We start from the raw sequence: 17055 nt of genomic DNA, 5'->3' as shown, positions 1-17055 counted from the left end.
TTTGTGAATGGAGATCACACCATGACCAATTTCATCAAGAACTTCTGGAAGGACGAAGAAGGTGCTACGGCTATTGAGTATGGGCTGATTGCGGGACTGATTGCTGTAGCAATCATTGCTGGAGCCTCCGGGGTAGGATCCCAATTGGGTGATATGTTTTGCAAGATAGCTAATGTCGTTAAAACCCCGAGCACAACATTTAGCGCCGCGTCATCGACCTGCCCTACTTGAAGAGTCATGACCACTACATGGCTTCTCTCCCGCATCCTATTGCTATGGCTGATAGCCATAGCAATGATGGATATGCGTACGCGCAAGGTACGCAACTGGATGGTGCTGCTGGGCCTGGCCTCGGGCGCGACAGCACTGTTCAGCGGCGTGCAGCCGTTCTGGGTCGAACCCTGGGACGGACTGGCCGGCATGCTCGCGGCCTTTGCCGTGCTGCTGCCGTTCTATGCGCTGCGCTGGATGGGAGCCGGGGATGTGAAGTTTGCCGCCGTCATGGGCCTGTGGTTCGGCTTTTCGCCTTACCTGCTGCTCATCTGGATTGGCGGCAGCCTGCTGGCGTGCTTGCATGGCCTGGTGGTACTGGCCTGGCGCGGGCTGCAGCGCAGCAACTATGGGGCCCTGCTGCAGGCATGGCTGCCCAGACGGCTGGCTGTCGCCTTCGCCATGCCTGCGCCGCACTCCACCATGGCCGAAGGCAGACGCACCATACAGCGCAGCATTCCCTATGCAGGCTATATGGCACTGGCCGCCATCTGGGTGGTGATCCGCACCGGGCCGCAATCGGCCAGCTAGCCCGGCCGAGCATCCTCACGGGTGCTTTGCCATCACCGCCCCCTCCATGTGCGGTGATCGCAAAGCTTCTGTATCAACGCTTTCAGAACAACGACGCAGGGAGTACACGCCATGAACCTCACCAAGATTCTCGCCGGACTGCTGGTGGTCGTGGCAATCGGGCTGGCCATCATGGCATGGATGCTGGGCCGCCAGCCGCAGCGGCCTGTGGCAGCGGTACCCGCATCCTCCATCCCGCAGACGGAGTCCAGTAGCACAAGACAGGCGCCCTTACATGGTGCCGTGGTGGCGGCAAGGCCTGTGGCGGCCGGGCAGCGCCTGGAGGCCGAGGACCTCAAGACCGTGCAGCTGTCTGCGCCGATTGCCGATGGCATCCAGTCCGTCGATGCGGCGGTGGGCCGCACCACGCTCACGGCCATCGCGGCCGAAGCCCCGTTGCTGGAGCAGAACCTGGTCAGCGGCCTGTCTCTGCAGCTGGAATCAGGCCAGCGCGCGGTCTCCATTGCCGTCAAGGAGCCCATGGCTGCCGGCAACCATGTACGCCCCGGCGATTTTGTCGATGTGTTTTTCACGCTCGACGGCAGGCAGGGTGCCGACAATGCCAGCGTGGATACCCAGACGCGCCTGCTGCTGGCACGCAGCCGCGTGCTGGCCTATGGCACGGCCAGTGTCGAAAACCCGCCACCGACGCTTGCGCAGCGCAGGCGAGCCCAGCAGGAAGAAGAGTCCGGCAGCAACAGCGCCACTGGCAGCATGCGCCGCGGCAGCAGCGGCGGCAATGGTGACCGAAGCCAGGCCCAGCCGGCCAATACCGCCGTGCTGGCCGTGCCGCTGGACGACGTGGAGCGCCTGACGCTGGCCGAGAAATACGGCCAGCTCACCCTGGCGCTGCGCCATCCCGATGACACCTCCATGCCCGATGCATCGCTGTTCGCAGCCTTGCCCACCGTGCTGCAGCCCGCGGCAGGGCGACTGCCCAAGGGAGAGCAGCTGCAAGGCGTCGATCGCTCTTTTGCAGGCCTGCGGTTCAAGGATCTGGCCACAGGCGCCGATGCCAGAAACACGCGCCGCCCGGCCCCGGTTTTGAACACGACGCGTACGCCCCAGGCTCCGCGCCAGCAGACCGTGGAATTCCATCAGGGCGCCGCCGTACAGACCGTGAGCTACTGAGAAAACCATGAAGCCGCATTGGATTGAAATCGAACTCAAACGCTTGCCTGCAAAGCGTCTACAGCTATCAATTGATGACTCAAAAGCCCAACAAGCAGACAGCGCAGATCCACGCCGAAGCTGCATTGCCCCAGAGGGATAGAACATGACGACCGCACACACCTCGCCAACCACCTTCTTCAGCCTTGTGGCGGGTGCCGTTCTGCTGTGCGGCTCCATGCCGGCCATGGCACAGCCTGCAGCTGCGCCGCAGGCTGCCGTAGGCGCGCTTCCGGAAGCGGCAGAACCTGCGCTGCAGCTTTCGGTGGGCCGCCAGCATGTGCTGCAGCCCGGCATGGCGCTGGGCCGCATTGCCGTGGGTGATCCCAATGTGCTGGATGTCAAGGTCCTGCGCGCAGCATCGGCGGGCAGCACCCAGAATGCAGAACTGTTGCTGACCCCCAAAGCACCGGGCAGCACCACGCTGGCCATCTGGCCGCCCAAAGGTTTGCCCCAGCAGTGGCTGGTAAGGGTAGGCGGCCCCCGCCTGCTGCTGGAAAAGCGGCTCGCATCGTTAACCGAGCATGCCAGTGCTCTGGCCGAGCTGCGCCTGAACGGCCCACAGCAGGCAGCGCTGATCGACCGTTCGCAAGTCGCCGTGCGCAGCAATACCGTCCAGGTCGACGTGCAGGTGGTGGAATTCAAGAAATCCGCCCTCAAACGTGCTGGCATCAACCTCGTCAGCGGCGGCCCCAACAGCCACGGTTTCAGTTTTGGCCTGTACACGCCGGGTACCAGCACCAGTTCGGGCTCTTCCGGTTCTTCAGGCTCTTCGGGCGGCGACAACGGCTCTTCGTCGGGCAATCCCACGGCGCTGTCCAGCGCCATGAATCTGGTGCTGGGCTTCGGCAAGGCCTTTGGCGGCCATGGGCTGAGCGCCCAGCTGGGTTTTCTGGAGGGCAACGGCCTGGTTCGCGTGCTGGCCAAGCCCACGCTGGTGGCGCATACCGGCCAGAGCGCGAGCTTTCTGGCGGGGGGCGAAATACCGATTCCCGTGCCCAGCAGCGCCAGCAACAACATTTCCATCCGCTACAAGGAATTCGGCGTGAAGCTGCAGCTCACGCCCACGATTCTTTCGGACGACCGCATCGCGCTCAAGGTCGCTCCGGAAGCCAGCGACCTGGACTACACCAGCGGCGTGACGATTTCAGGCGTTTCCGTGCCCGCCCTGGTCACCCGGCGCGCCGACACCATGGTGGAGCTGGCCGATGGCGAGAGCTTTGTCATCGGCGGCCTGGTCAGCCGCGCCACCTCCTCCAGCGTCAACAAGGTGCCGCTGCTGGGCGATCTGCCCATCCTGGGCACGTTCTTCAAGAATCTCAGCTACTCCCAGGACGAAAAAGAGCTGGTCATCATCGTCACGCCACGTCTGGTGCAACCGCTTCCGCCCAATACCAATCTGGAAGCCCTGCTGCCCGGCAACCGTTCGGAACAGCCTGATGCGGGGCAGGTATGGGGTCCGTACCTGGCAGGCGGCGTACAGACCGGTGCGGCACTGCCCGGCTTTTCGTACTGATATGCATAGCTTCCCACGCCAGCTCATGAGTACCCAGCCTTTCACGCCGGAACCGTCTACCAGTCCAGCCGCGGACAGCTCGGCAGACCGGCCCTCCTCTCTTTCGCTGACGTCGCCCGCGACGCTGGAGGCATTGCTGTCGCTGCGGCCCCACGCACCCAATGCCGCCAGCGCAGCAGCGGCAGATGCCATGGTCCCGAGTTCCCTGGATAACGCACAGCCCCCTGCAGGCCCGGCTCTTGGGGATTCCTTGGATTCCCAGGAGGTCACTGCCAACATACACCTGCTGTTTGTTGCGGCCGGCACACCGGACAGTGCCATGGCCCAGGCCTGGCTGCAGCGCATGCAAAGCGGCGCTCAGCTGCACACCACAGGCTTTCAGAACAATGTGCCCGAACAGGCGCTGCAGCTCATGCCCCAGGCAGTGCTGGTGGAGTTCGATCCCGGCTCTTCAGAGACTGCGGCCCAGCTCGTGGCACAGCTGCGCACGGCATCTCCCCACCTGCCCTGCCTGGCCGTGGGCCGCACCCGGCATCCGCAATCCATGCTTGCGGCGCTGCGAGCCGGCGTGCAGGATTTCCTGGATGTGGATGGCAGCCTGCAGGCGGCCCAGCAGACGCTGCGCGAGCTGATACAGCGCCATCCACCCATCTCCAGCCAGGGCCCCGCCGCGCCATTGACGGCCATCATCGCGGCGCGCGCGGGCCTGGGCAGCAGTCTGCTGGCCTCGCATCTGGCCTGGTATCTGCAGCAGCAGCTGTGCAACGCGGCGCGCGGCAAACCGGACAGCGCGAACAGCAGCGATGGCCTGGACAATCTGCTGATCGACCTGGGCAACCCCAACGGCGATTGCTCGCTGTATCTGAACACTCTGGGCGAATTCGACTTTCTCGAGGCGGTAGGCAATCTGCGCCGTTTCGACCGGCGCCTGGCCTCATCGGGCCTCACCCGCCACGAAAGCGGCCTGCGCCTGCTGCCCTTGCCGCGCCAGGCTGCCTTGCTGCGCGACGTGTCGTACTCCGATGCCGATGCCCTGGTGCAACGCCTGCGGCAGTATTTCCGCCATGTGGTCACCGATCTGGGCGCGGTGTCCCATACCCAGCTGGCCATGCGCGTAGTCAGGCGGGCAAGCGAGGTCTGGGTGGTCTGCGAACAAAGCGTGGCCAGCGTCGTTTCCACGACCGAGATGCTCAAGCGCCTGGAAGAGATGCAGATAGAACGCGAACGGATGAGGCTCATCGTCAACCGCCATGACAGCCAGCTCGAGCTGGATGCCCGGCAGATTGCGCGACAGCTGCAGCTTCCTTTGCTCGCCGTCATCCCGGAGCACCGGCGCGAATTGGCCCAGGCCGTGAACCAGGGGAAGCTGCTGGGCATGCAGCAGCGGCGCGATCCCTATGTACAGGCCGTGGACAGGCTGGTGACAGGCCTGCTGGCGCAATACCACCCCGGCATCGCAGCCGGGCAGCGCAAGACCTCCGGCCTGGCGCCCCTGGACTCCTTCGCCGGCAAGGCGCCTGCCAGCGCCCTGGGCCGCATCATCCAACGCATCAGAAGAAGCTGAACGCACCATGACCACCACGGTTTACGCCCCTACGACGCAAGCTCCGGCCAGCGACTTCGAGCACACGCCTTTGTTTGCCGATCTGAAGCACCGTACGCACGAGCATCTGCTCAGCCGCATCGAGGAACTCGGCGCCGAATTCGGCCGTTGGTCACAGGCCGCGATCGCACAGTTCGTGCTGATGGAGCTGGACAGCTACATACGCCTGCACTCCGTGCCGGTGAACGAGCAGGAAGCACTGCTGGTCGCCCATGCACTGACACGCGAGCTCACCGGCCTGGGGCCGCTGCAGCCGCTGCTGGAGGATCCGCGTGTCGAAGACATCCTGATCAACGGGCACAGCAATGTGTATGTCTCGCGCGGCGGCATACTGCAGCGGGAAAACCTGCACTTCAAGGATGACGAGCATGTGCTGCGCATCGTGCGCCGCATCCTGGCGCCGCTGGGCCGGCGCCTGGACGAATCCAGCCCCATGGTGGACGCCCGCTTGCCCGACGGCGGGCGCATCAACGTCATCATTGAGCCGCTGTCCATCGACGGTCCCTCGGTGTCCATACGCAAGTTCCGCAAGGATCCCCTGACGCCGACAGAACTCGTGCAGCTGGGCACTTTCAATTCCGATATCTGCCGGATTCTGGAAATGGCCGTGCAGGCGCGCTGCAACATCCTGGTCAGCGGAGGAACCAGCTCGGGAAAGACCTCGCTGCTCAATGCGCTGGCCAGCTTCATACCCGGCAGCGAGCGCATCGTCACCATCGAGGACACGGCCGAGCTGTCGCTCAACCACAACCATGTGGTGCGCCTGGAAAGCCGCCCCGGCGGCTTCGACGGCACAGGCCATGTCAGCATCCGCGACCTGCTGCGCAACAGCCTGCGCATGCGCCCCGACCGCATCATCGTGGGCGAAGTGCGCAGCGGTGAAGTGCTGGATCTGCTGCAGGCCATGAACACCGGCCACGATGGTTCCATGGGCACCATCCATGCCAGCTCGCCGCGCGAATGCCTGTACCGGGCCGAGATGCTGGCCGGCTTTGCCGGCTTTCAGGGCAGCGAGGTCAGCCTGCGCCGCCAGATTGCCAACGCCGTGGATTTCATCGTGCAGATCGGGCGCCTGTCCAACGGCCGTCGTCGCCTGCTGTCGCTGACCGAAGTGACGGGTATGACCGACAACATGATCTCCATGCAGGAGCTGTACCGCTACGAACCCCAGGTCACCGCAGACGGCCAGGAAATCGACCACTGGATTTCGCTGGGCATTTCCCCGCATTCGCCCAAGCTGCTGAGCTGGTGGCGCATGCAGCAGGCAGGCCAGGGAGGCGTGCGATGACAGGCATGGCCCCCGCAACGCTGATCCTGGGTGCAATGGCCTGCCTGCTGCTGGCCCTTGCCCTGTGGATGTTTGCGCGCGCACATCGCAAGGAGCAGGCCAGATCCGTGCAGAGCCATCTGCAGCGCAGTCTGGACATTCTCCCAAGCCAGACGGCCATCGACGGCATGCAGTCCATGCCGGGAGTACAGCAGGCCGCATCGGCATCTGCGGTTTCGTCCTCCACGCCGCATGGCACCTGGAACAGGCTGCACTCCCTGTTGCAGCGCCACCTGGGTATCGATGCCTGGGGTATCGCGCCGCGCATGCTGGCCCTGCTTGCGGCAGGCGGCCTGCTGCTGGCTGTGCTCGCCGCCTTGCAAGGCGGCGCGCTGCTGGGACTGCTGGCCCTGGCTGCCTACGACCTGCTGTGCAGCTTCGGCATCTGGCGCCGGCTGAGCAAGCGCCGTGAAAAGCTGCTGCAGCAACTGCCCGGCTTTCTGGACAACATGGTGCGCCTGATCACCATCGGCAACTCGCCGCATGCGGCTTTCCAGATGGCGGTGAACAACGTTCCTGCGCCGCTTGGCGATGCGCTGCAACAGGCTGCTGCCAACCTGAGTGCCCTGCCCGACCTGGGGCAGGCCATGGGACAGCTGGAACGCAACTGGCGCCTCCCGGAGTTCGGACTGCTGGCGGCCGTGTTCCGCATGAGCGTGCGCTATGGCGGACGCGCCGATCTGGTGCTGGAGCGCGTGTCGGCCTATATCCGGGATCGCCAGTCGGCGGAGCGCGAGCTGCATGCGCTGTCGGCAGAAATCCGCCTGTCGGCCTGGGTGCTGGCACTGCTGCCCATCGTGGTGGGCACCCTGATCATGGTGCTCAACCAGGGCTACTTCATGCGCATGTGGCAGGACGCCAGCGGCCGGAAGATGGTTCTGGCAGCAGCGGCACTGGAAGCCCTGGGCGCATTCCTTCTCTACCGTCTTGCGAGGCTCAAATGACAGCCCGGCAAGCAAAAGGCACCATGGCACCCGCCGGTGCGGAAAGAGGCAGCTCATGACGCCCCAGCAGTTATGGACCATCAGCCTGAGCCTGGGTGCGCTTGGCATTGCCCTGCTGGCCGGCAACATGATCTGGCGCCTGCGGCGTTCGGCGCTGGCGGCCCAGCGTGTGGAAAACCTGCTACACGCCCGCGAGGCCAGTGCACAGGCACCGGCCTCCGCAGCGGCTTCGGCAGCCCATCCGTTCAACCTGCCCGGCAGCAGCTCCATGCCCGGCGCGGTACAGAACAGCGGCGCTGCTGCATTCCACGACCTGGCGGCCAGCGTGCAGCCACCCTCCTGGCTGGACAAAGGCATTGCCAAGGCGCTGCTGGCCGATGAGGACCGCAAGCTGCTGGACCAGGCCGGCATCAGTCTGCGTAACGGCAGCCTAGCCTACATAGGCAGCCGCATCGTGCTGGCAGCGGCACTGCCCTTGCTGGCCCTGCTGGTGCTTCAGCCCAGCGGCAGCAAGGCTCTCATCTATGGATTTCTAAGCTTCGGCTTCGGCCTGATGCTGCCCAAATGGCTGATGCAGTCCAAGGCCCGCCAAAGACGCCGGCAGGTCGTGGAAGAGTTGCCGCTGTTTGTGGACCTGCTGCGGCTGCTGCAGGGCGTGGGCCTGAGCATCGACCAGAGCCTGCAGATCCTGGCCACTGAATTCGGCAGCGTGCTGCCGGTACTCAGCGGCGAACTGACTCTGGCCAATCAGCTCTATGCCAGCGGGCGCAGCCGCGAACAGTCATTCCAGCGGCTCACGCACCTGAGCGCCGACGAAGACATGAGCGCCGTCGTCAACCTGCTGGTGCAAGTGGACCGCCATGGGGGCGCCGTCCAGGAGCCGCTGCGCGAATTCGGCATACGCCTGCGCGAAAAGCGCCAGGCCGGCTTCAAGGAAAAAATCGGATCCATCACCGTCAAGATGACGGGCGTGATGGTGTTGACCCTGCTGCCCGCACTCCTGGTGATCACGGCAGGCCCCGGCTTCATGGCGGTGATCCGCTCACTTTCCAGCATGGGGGGACGCTAAGCATGCCACACCAATACCTCCGGCCCGAGCACCGGCTGATTGCCGTGATTCTGGCCGCCGCAGCAGCAACCGGCTGTGCCAGCAAGGCACCGCCGCAGGGCTATGGCGTGACGCAGGACAACACGGCTGCCGAGGCGCGGCAGCAAATGCTGCAGGCCGAACAGGCCACCAGGGTCGATACCGCACAGACCTATCTGGATCTGATCACGCAGATGCAGCAGGCCGGCCAGTGGTATGCATCTCTCGCGCATACCGAAGCCTTCGAACAGCAATACGGCAGCACACCGCAGATCCGGCTTCTGCGAGCCGACGCATTGCGCAATACCGGCCAGTTTTCGCAGGCCCATCAGGCCTATACCGCATTGCTGACAGGAGGCGACACCAGCACCACGGCACGTGCACGACGCGGTCTGGGGCTGCTCCATGCGAGCCAGGGCCAGTACGGCCAGGCTGTGGCGCAGCTGGAAATGGCCCGCAAGCTCAACCCCATCGATGCCAACGTGCTCAGCGACCTGGCCTATGCGCATATGCTGGACGGCCGCCTGGCGGCCGCTCAGTTGCCCATCTTGCAGGCCGCGCAGCTGGCGCCTGCCAACGCCCGCGTGCAGCTGAACCTCGCCCTTTACTGGCTGGCCAGCGGCAACCAGCCAGAAGCCACGCGCCTGCTGCAACGCCTTTCGCAGCCCCAGGGCAAGAATGCACCCGCACTGATAGACCAGCACTCCCTGCAGACGCTGCAGACCCAGCTTGCCAGCGTACGTGAGGCTGTGCAGGCACGTGCCGATTCAGGTCCTGCACAGGCTGGGCCTTCGGTGCCGGTACAGGTGCCGATGCTGCAGCAGACACAAGTCCAGCAAGCCGGTCCGGAGCTGCAGGCCACCCGCCAGCTCGCACCCCCTTCCGGAGATGCCACCACCGCGCCTGCTTCCGCACTGGCATCGGAAAGCCGTACACGCGACAACCCGCTTTAGGAGCCAGCCATGCCCCGTCCTTTCACCTTTCCGTCGACCCGGCTGCATCCCCTGCTGCTGTCGATGCTGCTGGCATCTGCCGCAACCGCAGCAAGTGCCCAGACGCAGGAAGCCACGGAGCGTACCGTGGCTTCCGTACAGGCCGATGTTGTGCCCGCTCCAATACCCGAAGGCAGCAGCCACCATGCGAGTGCGCCAGCCCCAACTGCTGCCTCGGACCACCGGGAGGCCCCCGCACAGCCCTTGCACCGCATTGCCATCGGCAGCGCGACGCAACGGCTTTTCGACATGCAAAGCACCCTGCCGGGCCTGCGCCCACGCCATATCGACGGCGAGCAGGCCAGCCGCAGCTACCAGCGCTATCTCAAGAGCTTCGAGACCACCATCCCCGAGCAATACGAAACGGGCGTAAGCGCCAAGTAGCGCACTTCTTGCCAATACCTTTTTCAAGGAGCGATCCCATGTTCCCGCGACATAGTTCCACAGCCATCTGCGCAGCCCCACGCGGCCGCCAGCGCGGCGTCTATGCGCTGGAGTGGGCCATCATCTTCCCGGTGTTTTTTGCGCTGCTGTATGGAATCATCTGCTATGGCCTGACATTTCTGGTGCGCTCATCCATGCAGCATGCCGTCGAGGAAGGTGCCAGGGCGGCATTGCGGTATGCCCCCACCTGGGCCGACCGTGAGGTGAATGCACGGGAAACCGTGGCAAACGCTCTGGCCTGGCTCCCTGCCACCCTTCGGCCCAATGCCAGCAATGTGAAATTCACGGTCTGCCGCGTCAGCTCTCTCGATGACAAGAGTTGCACGCAGGACACCAGCCTGAACGCCGGCTTGGTCTGCGATATACGCACTCCGTGCATGGTCCTGGTGTCCTACACCATTACCGGTTACCGCGATAACGCCATTGCTCCCGCCATTCCGGGTCTGGGCCTTGTTCTGCCGGTTGCTCTGCAGGCCAGCGCCAGCCTGCTGGTAGACAGGAGGATGCTGTGATAACACGCCGGATCATTGTTTCTGGCCTGCGTCAGCGTGGTGTCGCCGCCATCGAGTTTGCGCTGATCGCCACACTCATGATTGTCCTGCTGCTGGGGCTGCTGGTGTTCTGGAGTGCATTCCAGACACAGCAATCACTGAACCGTGCAGCGGGCGATGGGGCACGCCATGCGCTGACGCTGATCACCAGCACTTCCCCACCGTGCGATGGCAGCAATGCAGGCAGCAACCGTGTCGTTATCCAATCCAAGGTACAGACAACCATACGGCAGCATCTCACGCAAAGCGGCCTGGACGCGAACCAGTTTTCCATGCCAAGCCCTGCTACATGGGACTGCAGCAAGGGCGAGTTCAAATTCGACGTGGAATACACGCTGCACCCCTTGCTGGGCGGCAGCAGCAGTTGGTTGGCCGAGCCGACCAAGCTGCACATCAGTGACCGCATCGTCGTGCATTTCAAGGTGCTCTAGAAAATGCGGGAGACATATATGCCCTTCCACGCACCTCGAGCCGTCCCCCGCTGCGCATACCATGTGCAGCGAGGAGCTCTGCTGGTGCAATTTGCGCTGCTGGCGCTGGTACTGCTAGCCTTGCTGGGCGTCATCCAGATCGGCTACATGTATTCGGCCAAGCGCGACCTGCAGCGCATTGCGGACTTGGCCGCTTTGGAGTCAGTCAACGGGTTCAAGAATGCCTCCGTTTGCACCGACGCCCAGAAAGCAGGCACGAAAAGCATAAATGCGCAATGGCCCCCCGAGATCACGGCCAAAAACAAAGAGACGCAGGTGGAATGCGGCTACTGGACTGCCAAGGACGGCTACAAAGGCAACCAGCAAAACAATGGCGTATTCAATGCCGCACGTGTGACCCTTGTCGGCCAGACACTCAAGCTTGTCCCGTTCACGGGCAACTCCGAAGTCATGGCGACTGCTACGGCAGCGCTTCCACCCAGCGACGCCACAGCGACCTTCTCCGTGGGCGCGGGTGTGGTCAAACTCAACGACGGCCTGCTTAACGCGCTCCTTTCCTCGCTCCTGGGCACCAAGATCAATCTGAGCCTTGCCGACTATCAGGGCTTGGCCAACTCCAAAGTGAATCTTCTGTGGTTGACGGAGGCGCTGAATCTCGGCGCCGGCAGCTATGACGAATTGCTGGGAACCACCGTCGACCTGAAAACGCTGCTGCAAGCCAGCATCCAGGCAGCAGCGCGCAGCGGTGAAAGCACTGCAGACGTGGGCATCAACGCATTGGAAAAACTGCTCGGTCTGGCCTTGCCTGTCGACCTGAACGGATTGCGACTGAATCTGCTCAAGAACGGCATCCAGAAAGGCCTGCTTGAACTGGGGGTCGACTCCAACGACCCTCTTGCGGGTCTGCAGGCCAACACCAGCCTTCTGGACATTCTGATGGTAGGCCTGCAGGTGGCGAACAAGGATTCCGCCATCAGTATTCCCGGCACCATACTGAACCTCAAGCCAGTGGCCGATGCCACGGTCCAAGTCAAAATCATCGAGCCTCCCACCATTGCGTCAGGAAGGGCTGGCATAGATAAAGCTACTGGTCAATACATCACCAAGGCACATAACGGACAGATTCGCGCGCTCATCAAGCTGAAGGCTCTGACCGCCTTGAGCAAGGACAACAACCTGCTGGATCTGAACCTGCTTTTGATACATCTGAAGGTGTCCATGCCATCAACTGGTGCTTTGCTGGAATTGCCAGTAAACCTGGAAGTTGGCTCGGCAGACGCACGCCTGGAAGAGATCATGTGCCATGTCAAAGCCAGTACGCACAAAGCCCGTATCGGTACGAAACCAGGGTTGGCCTATATATCGCTGGCAGATATGCCAGAAGCCATGACCAATACAACACAAGCCTGGACGAACCTGAAAAAGGATCGTTTCCATCTGCTTGATCTGCGAGTGGAGGCAAGCGCATTGCTGGACATTCTCAAAATTCTGGATGCTCCAGTCAAAGTAATGGCAAAGCTGGATGTTCCCATCGAGAACACCAATTCCTATCAGTTGCTGGAGTACGAGTACGCCATGGACAAGCCCTATAGCGATCAGGCGGCCGCTCTGACAAAAACTGCCGGATCCAGACAGCAAATTGGCCAATCCATAGGCAACGCGCTTGGCAAGAACCTTCTTGATGTGGAGCTGGATACATCTGGCCTCAAGCTACTGAATATCAAGCTGGATTTCCTAACGGAAATCCTGAATGGTCTGGTCAATAACGTCGTCAAGATTGTCGGCGGACTGCTTCCCATCGTCAGAGTCGTGCTCGATCCCATCCTTGCACTGCTCGATTCCGTGCTGGGCCCTTTGCTCCAGTTGCTCGGCGTGCAGATCGGCTATGCCGACGTACAACTGCACGACATTGCCTGCAATCCGGCACAGCTCGTCGAGTGAGCAAACAGAACATTCTTCATACCATCCGAAAAAGAGAGATACCGTGAATCTGGACGAATTGGTCATCTATGTCTGGGAAGGCCAAGCCGATATTGCCGAGCGCGTGGAGCGTTGCATGCTCAATCTGGGCGTGGACGTGATCCGCGCCGATGGCCTTACCCTGCCTGCCGACCCCAGCGAGCTGGGCAATGCGATTGCCGTGGTCAGCGTCACGGTGCTCGAAGGCGCACGCTTTACGCGCCAGGGGGTGGAAGGCACCTTCGGCATGCCGGTCCTGTGGGTCAGTGCCAGCCAGCGCGAAGCCAGCCCGGGCAGCTATGCCATGGAGTATTCGCATGTGCTGCCGTTCGACTTCACCGGGGCGGAACTGCGCGCCATGCTGATACGCATACTGCGGCGCATGCAGAGCAACCAGCGGCAGGTGCAGCGCTCCGACGACATCATCGCCGTGGCCGATTGCATGCAGCGCCTGCTCAACGATGTGGACACTTTTGCCGACTGCGAACACAGCGTGCTCATCGTCGGCGAGACCGGGGTGGGCAAGGAGCGCATTGCCGAACGCTTGCACGAGCGCAACTCGCATTACGGCCAGGGGCCGTTCATAGTGGTCAATTGTGGCGCGATTCCGGATGGTCTCTTCGAGTCGCTGTTCTTCGGCCATGCCAAGGGTTCTTTCACGGGCGCGGTGACGGCGCACAAGGGTTTTCTGGAGCAGGCCAACGGCGGCACGCTGTTCCTCGACGAGATTGCCGACCTGCCGCTGTACCAGCAGGTCAAGCTGCTGCGCGTGCTGGAGGAACGCACGGTCACGCGGCTGGGCTCAGCCTCGCCGGTGCGGCTGGACTTTCGCCTGGTGGCTGCCACCAACAAGCCGCTGCGCGAGCTGGTGCATGAGGGCAAGTTCCGCGCCGACCTGTTCTTTCGCCTGGCCGTGATCGAACTGCAGATCCCCAGCCTGGAAGAGCGCGGCGAGCCGGACAAGCTGGCCATCTTCCACAGCATTTTGCGCAAGGTCGTCGGCGAGGACATGATGGCCGAACTGGGCGATCCGCCGTTCTTCATCCTGGATGCCGTGGCGCAGATGTACTTTCCCGGGAACGTGCGCGAGCTGCGCAACCTGGCCGAGCGTATCGGCGTCGCCGCCCGCCAGACGCGCGACTGGGCCGCCGATGGAGCCACCGAGCGCATCCTCAAGCATGCCCAGAGCCTTTCTGCCAGCACTTTCCCACCGGAAACCGGCGGAGAAACCCTGCTGGCCAACCGCAGCAACTGGGACATGGACGAGCGCAACCGCATCATCGCGGCGCTCAGCGCCAATGACTGGAAACGGCAGAACACGGCCCAGCATCTGGGCATCAGCCGCAAGGTGTTGTGGGAAAAGATGCGCAAGTACCAGATCAGCGACGGAGAGCCCGAGGTTCCGATGCCCGGCTGAATGCCCAGCCCCACCTTGTCTTGACTTCATAGCCCCATCCGACCATGCAGGAAAAACCCGTCATCGTCTTCATCAGTGCGGTCTACCCCAGCCAGTACAGCCTGCTGTGCAGCCACCTGCGTGCCCAGGGCATGGCAGACAGCTGGTTCATGACCATGCCCGGGCATGTCGAACGCCATGCCGCCACGGTGGACCATCTGATTGCCTTCAGGCCCGACGGGGACATCATGGGGCCGCAAAGCTATTACTACTCGAGCAAGGTCGAGCGCTCCGCGCGCCTGTGCAAGGGCATGCTGCAGGCATTGCTGGCGTTCGAGAAGGAAAAGGGAAAGCGCATCGACCTCGTGGTGGCGCACTCCCTGTGGGCTTCGCCCAACTGGCTGTATGACGAGCTGGATGCGGCCATCGCCAGCTATATCGAATTCCCGAGCTATCTGGCCCACGGCTGGGATGAAGCCTATCCACCCGACATGTCGCAGCGCCTGGCCGACCGCAACACCGAGATGCTGCACTACCACCAGGTGCTGTGCAGCGACCTGACCATCGTGCCCAGCGCGCATGCGCGCTCGATGTTCCCGCCGCTGCTGCAGGAGCGGATTGCCGTCCAGTTCGAAGGCTTCGACATCCAGCCGCCCCTGCAAAACAATGCCGCCGCGGCGCAGGAAGGCAAGCGCTTCACGATCGCGTTTTCCGCCCGGGACCTGTCCAGCGCCAAAGGGTTCGAGACCTACATCCGCCTGGTGGACCGCATGGTGCGCGAGGGTGATGGCGAAAACACCCGCTTCATTGCCATCGGCGATGCCAAGGCCGTCACCTACGGATACGAGCAGCAATGGGTGCAGCGCCGCTACCAGAACAAGGTGGCCAGCTTCCAGGAGCACCTGCTCAAGGTGTATCCCGCGGCTCAGGTTGTCGAGTTTCCCGGGCATCTGCCGTATGCGGAGTTCTCCCGCATGCTGGCCGACGTGGACCTGTTCCTCTACCCCTTGCGCTATGGCGTTGCCAACTGGGGCCTGATGGAAATCCTGGCACGCGGCGGCTGCGTGCTGGGGTCGAACTGGGGCTTTGTGCCGGAGCTGGTGCAACACGATGTCAACGGCCTGCTGCTGCCCGACAACGACGATGCCTGGATCCACGCCATCCGCCAGCTCAGGGCCGATCCGGCCCGGCGCGAGCGCTATGCCCGGGCGGCCATAGAGACCGGAAAGCGTTTCCATATCTCCAATGTGGCGCCGCGCTTCATGGAGCTGTTCCACCTTGCGATGGCCCAGCGCCGGGCCCGGGTACGCCAGAGATAGAAATATTGCTCCTGAAAAAGGAGCTATCAGCGCAATATCCTGAAGTATTTCAGTGCGGAATACTACTGAATCCCTTGCAGGAAAAGCGCATGCAGCTATGAAAAAACCACAGCGGCCTGCTGTGGTTTGCCCGATGCGCGGCCCGCGCGGCTTCAGGCCATTCTCTGCCCGGGCATGGTGGAGCTGTCCGGGCGGCTCCAGTTCAGCATATGGGCCCAGTCATAGGCCGCGGCATCCATCTGCAGCAGGACATCGGGCACATGCAGTATCTGGTCGAACAGGCCGTGCAGATGCAACGACGGATGCGCAATGAAATAGCCCTGGGCGCCGCTGGCCCCTGCACCCAACGCGGTATCCAGCGCGGCCGCCGAATCGATGCCTTCCACGATCACGCTCACGCCGCGGTCCGTGCAAACCCCCACCACGCTTTGCAGCATTTTCATCGTGGGCTGGCCGCCTGCAGCCTTTTCCAGCACGGATTTGTCGAGCTTGATGATGTTGGCACGCACCTTGTCCAGGATGTCGAGCGAACCGCATTGCGTGCCGATATCGTCCAGCGCCACGCGAACACCCAGTATCTGCAGATGGCGTATGAGCGCCTGCGCGCTTTTCTCGTCGGGGAAACTGCTGGTCTCCGTGATTTCCACCACCAGCCGCTGCGCCACGCCCGGGTGCTCCTCCAGGTAGACCAGCACCTCGGTCCACCAGGCTGCACTGGCAAACGATCGGGCCGAAACATTGCAGCCCAGGCTGACTTCCTGATTGGCAACCAGTGCATCCAGTGCAGTCCACAACACGCTGCGGTCCAGGCGCTCCACCAGGCCCAGCCGCTCCAGCGCCTGGATGGCGTCCGGCACCCCATAGCCGTCACTCTCGGCCGATATATTGCGCCGCAAAAGGCATTCGTAATACATCGACGGCCCCGGTCCCGCGGAGTTCAGTGCGGCCACGGGCTGGAACGCCACCGCCAGGATGCCGAGCCTGAGGTCATCCAGCAGGCGGCATGCCAGGTACATGTCCTGCTGGTAGTCCTGGCGCCATCTGGGCCGCAGGTTTCTGGCTGCCGGCTGCTGCCTGCGGCAGGCGACCGAACGCGAGCGCCCATGCAGTTCGCTCATGCTGTGCAGGGAAATACCGCCCAGGGCCTGCGCCTCGACCTGCAGGTAGGCCTTTTTAGCGCCCAGCGTCACGGGTTCGCGGCCGATGGCCGAGCAGATGCGCTCCAGCCGGTCTTGTGCCTGGTCCTCGGTCTCCGCGCCTTCGGTCGGGCAAAGCGACTCCGACGCCAGCAGAGAGCAGCCTTTCGGCTCCGCCAGTCGCGCCGACAGCCCCTGCCTCTGCAGGCGCTCCACGGCCACCTCCAGTGCCTGCTGCTGCAACTCGGGCCCGTACACCAGCCTGAGCTCCTCCAGATTGCAAAGCCAGACCATGTATTCCCGGGATACCTTGCCCAGATTCTGGTGATCGTTTCGCATG

16 protein-coding genes are annotated in these 17055 nt (G+C 63.0%); 15 read left to right on the top strand and 1 reads right to left on the bottom strand.

The window, feature by feature from the left end; genetic code table 11:
• The first annotated feature begins 21 nt into the window (after nt 1-21).
• From V8Z74_RS08920 to V8Z74_RS08850, 15 genes are all read left to right on the top strand, one after another.
• The gene (locus tag V8Z74_RS08920; protein WP_349708939.1) at nt 22-231 is read left to right on the top strand and encodes a Flp family type IVb pilin; all 210 of its coding nucleotides are present in this window, start codon (nt 22-24) and stop codon (nt 229-231) included.
• Nucleotides 232-237: 6 nt separating this feature from the next.
• Complete coding sequence (locus tag V8Z74_RS08915; RefSeq protein WP_349708938.1) at nt 238-801, top strand: A24 family peptidase; 564 nt, start codon at nt 238-240, stop codon at nt 799-801.
• A gap of 111 nt (nt 802-912) precedes the next feature.
• Nucleotides 913-1971, top strand: coding sequence for a Flp pilus assembly protein CpaB (cpaB, locus tag V8Z74_RS08910; RefSeq protein WP_349708937.1), 1059 nt, complete (start codon nt 913-915; stop codon nt 1969-1971).
• Between the two features lie 145 nt (nt 1972-2116).
• Nucleotides 2117-3526, top strand: coding sequence for a type II and III secretion system protein family protein (locus tag V8Z74_RS08905; protein ID WP_349708935.1), 1410 nt, complete (start codon nt 2117-2119; stop codon nt 3524-3526).
• Between the two features lie 25 nt (nt 3527-3551).
• Nucleotides 3552-5090 carry a pilus assembly protein CpaE gene (locus tag V8Z74_RS08900; RefSeq protein ID WP_349708934.1) on the top strand — a complete coding sequence of 513 codons (1539 nt, stop codon included), beginning with the start codon at nt 3552-3554 and terminating at the stop codon, nt 5088-5090.
• 7 nt (nt 5091-5097) lie between these two features.
• On the top strand, nt 5098-6417 hold the full coding sequence (locus V8Z74_RS08895) for a TadA family conjugal transfer-associated ATPase (RefSeq protein ID WP_349708933.1): 1320 nt from the start codon (nt 5098-5100) through the stop codon (nt 6415-6417).
• Nucleotides 6414-7400 carry a type II secretion system F family protein gene (locus V8Z74_RS08890; protein WP_349708932.1) on the top strand — a complete coding sequence of 329 codons (987 nt, stop codon included), beginning with the start codon at nt 6414-6416 and terminating at the stop codon, nt 7398-7400. Before V8Z74_RS08895 ends, V8Z74_RS08890 begins: the two co-directional genes overlap by 4 nt.
• Nucleotides 7401-7455: 55 nt before the next feature.
• The gene (locus tag V8Z74_RS08885; protein WP_349708931.1) at nt 7456-8469 is read left to right on the top strand and encodes a type II secretion system F family protein; all 1014 of its coding nucleotides are present in this window, start codon (nt 7456-7458) and stop codon (nt 8467-8469) included.
• 2 nt (nt 8470-8471) lie between these two features.
• Complete coding sequence (locus V8Z74_RS08880) at nt 8472-9440, top strand: tetratricopeptide repeat protein (protein WP_349708930.1); 969 nt, start codon at nt 8472-8474, stop codon at nt 9438-9440.
• A gap of 9 nt (nt 9441-9449) precedes the next feature.
• A complete protein-coding gene (locus V8Z74_RS08875) occupies nt 9450-9863 on the top strand; it encodes a DUF3613 domain-containing protein (RefSeq protein WP_349708929.1) in 414 nt (137 codons plus the stop codon).
• A gap of 38 nt (nt 9864-9901) precedes the next feature.
• A complete protein-coding gene (locus V8Z74_RS08870) occupies nt 9902-10435 on the top strand; it encodes a TadE/TadG family type IV pilus assembly protein (RefSeq protein WP_066483502.1) in 534 nt (177 codons plus the stop codon).
• Nucleotides 10432-10905, top strand: coding sequence for a TadE/TadG family type IV pilus assembly protein (locus V8Z74_RS08865; protein ID WP_157082213.1), 474 nt, complete (start codon nt 10432-10434; stop codon nt 10903-10905). The genes V8Z74_RS08870 and V8Z74_RS08865 overlap by 4 nt, the downstream gene beginning before the upstream one ends.
• A gap of 84 nt (nt 10906-10989) precedes the next feature.
• Nucleotides 10990-12846, top strand: coding sequence for a pilus assembly protein TadG-related protein (locus tag V8Z74_RS08860; RefSeq protein WP_349708928.1), 1857 nt, complete (start codon nt 10990-10992; stop codon nt 12844-12846).
• A gap of 43 nt (nt 12847-12889) precedes the next feature.
• Nucleotides 12890-14281: a sigma 54-interacting transcriptional regulator gene (locus tag V8Z74_RS08855; protein WP_349708927.1), complete on the top strand. Its 1392-nt coding sequence runs from the start codon at nt 12890-12892 to the stop codon at nt 14279-14281.
• 44 nt (nt 14282-14325) lie between these two features.
• Nucleotides 14326-15579: a glycosyltransferase gene (locus V8Z74_RS08850; protein WP_349708925.1), complete on the top strand. Its 1254-nt coding sequence runs from the start codon at nt 14326-14328 to the stop codon at nt 15577-15579.
• Between the two features lie 152 nt (nt 15580-15731).
• Here the strand turns inward: V8Z74_RS08850 and V8Z74_RS08845 are convergent, their stop codons facing one another.
• Nucleotides 15732-17054 (bottom strand): EAL domain-containing protein, encoded by a 1323-nt coding sequence (locus V8Z74_RS08845; RefSeq protein WP_349708924.1) that lies wholly within the window; start codon nt 17052-17054, stop codon nt 15732-15734.
• Between the last annotated feature and the right edge of the window lies 1 nt (nt 17055).

This window comes from Comamonas sp. w2-DMI (genome assembly GCF_040187735.1).
In the GTDB taxonomy this organism is placed as follows: Bacteria; Pseudomonadota; Gammaproteobacteria; order Burkholderiales; family Burkholderiaceae_C; genus Comamonas; species Comamonas terrae.
The sequence above is the reverse complement of the archived record's forward strand: the minus strand, read 5'-3'. Positions and strand labels throughout refer to the sequence as shown.

Coding starts and splice junctions, on each gene's coding strand:
- V8Z74_RS08870 (WP_066483502.1), top strand. CDS start 9,902: ATGTTCCCGCGACATAGTTCCACAGCCATCTGCGCAGCCCCACGCGGC.
- V8Z74_RS08875 (WP_349708929.1), top strand. CDS start 9,450: ATGCCCCGTCCTTTCACCTTTCCGTCGACCCGGCTGCATCCCCTGCTG.
- V8Z74_RS08905 (WP_349708935.1), top strand. CDS start 2,117: ATGACGACCGCACACACCTCGCCAACCACCTTCTTCAGCCTTGTGGCG.
- V8Z74_RS08920 (WP_349708939.1), top strand. CDS start 22: ATGACCAATTTCATCAAGAACTTCTGGAAGGACGAAGAAGGTGCTACG.
- V8Z74_RS08885 (WP_349708931.1), top strand. CDS start 7,456: ATGACGCCCCAGCAGTTATGGACCATCAGCCTGAGCCTGGGTGCGCTT.
- V8Z74_RS08845 (WP_349708924.1), bottom strand. CDS start 17,054: ATGCGAAACGATCACCAGAATCTGGGCAAGGTATCCCGGGAATACATG.
- cpaB (WP_349708937.1), top strand. CDS start 913: ATGAACCTCACCAAGATTCTCGCCGGACTGCTGGTGGTCGTGGCAATC.
- V8Z74_RS08880 (WP_349708930.1), top strand. CDS start 8,472: ATGCCACACCAATACCTCCGGCCCGAGCACCGGCTGATTGCCGTGATT.
- V8Z74_RS08900 (WP_349708934.1), top strand. CDS start 3,552: ATGAGTACCCAGCCTTTCACGCCGGAACCGTCTACCAGTCCAGCCGCG.
- V8Z74_RS08890 (WP_349708932.1), top strand. CDS start 6,414: ATGACAGGCATGGCCCCCGCAACGCTGATCCTGGGTGCAATGGCCTGC.
- V8Z74_RS08915 (WP_349708938.1), top strand. CDS start 238: ATGACCACTACATGGCTTCTCTCCCGCATCCTATTGCTATGGCTGATA.
- V8Z74_RS08850 (WP_349708925.1), top strand. CDS start 14,326: ATGCAGGAAAAACCCGTCATCGTCTTCATCAGTGCGGTCTACCCCAGC.
- V8Z74_RS08895 (WP_349708933.1), top strand. CDS start 5,098: ATGACCACCACGGTTTACGCCCCTACGACGCAAGCTCCGGCCAGCGAC.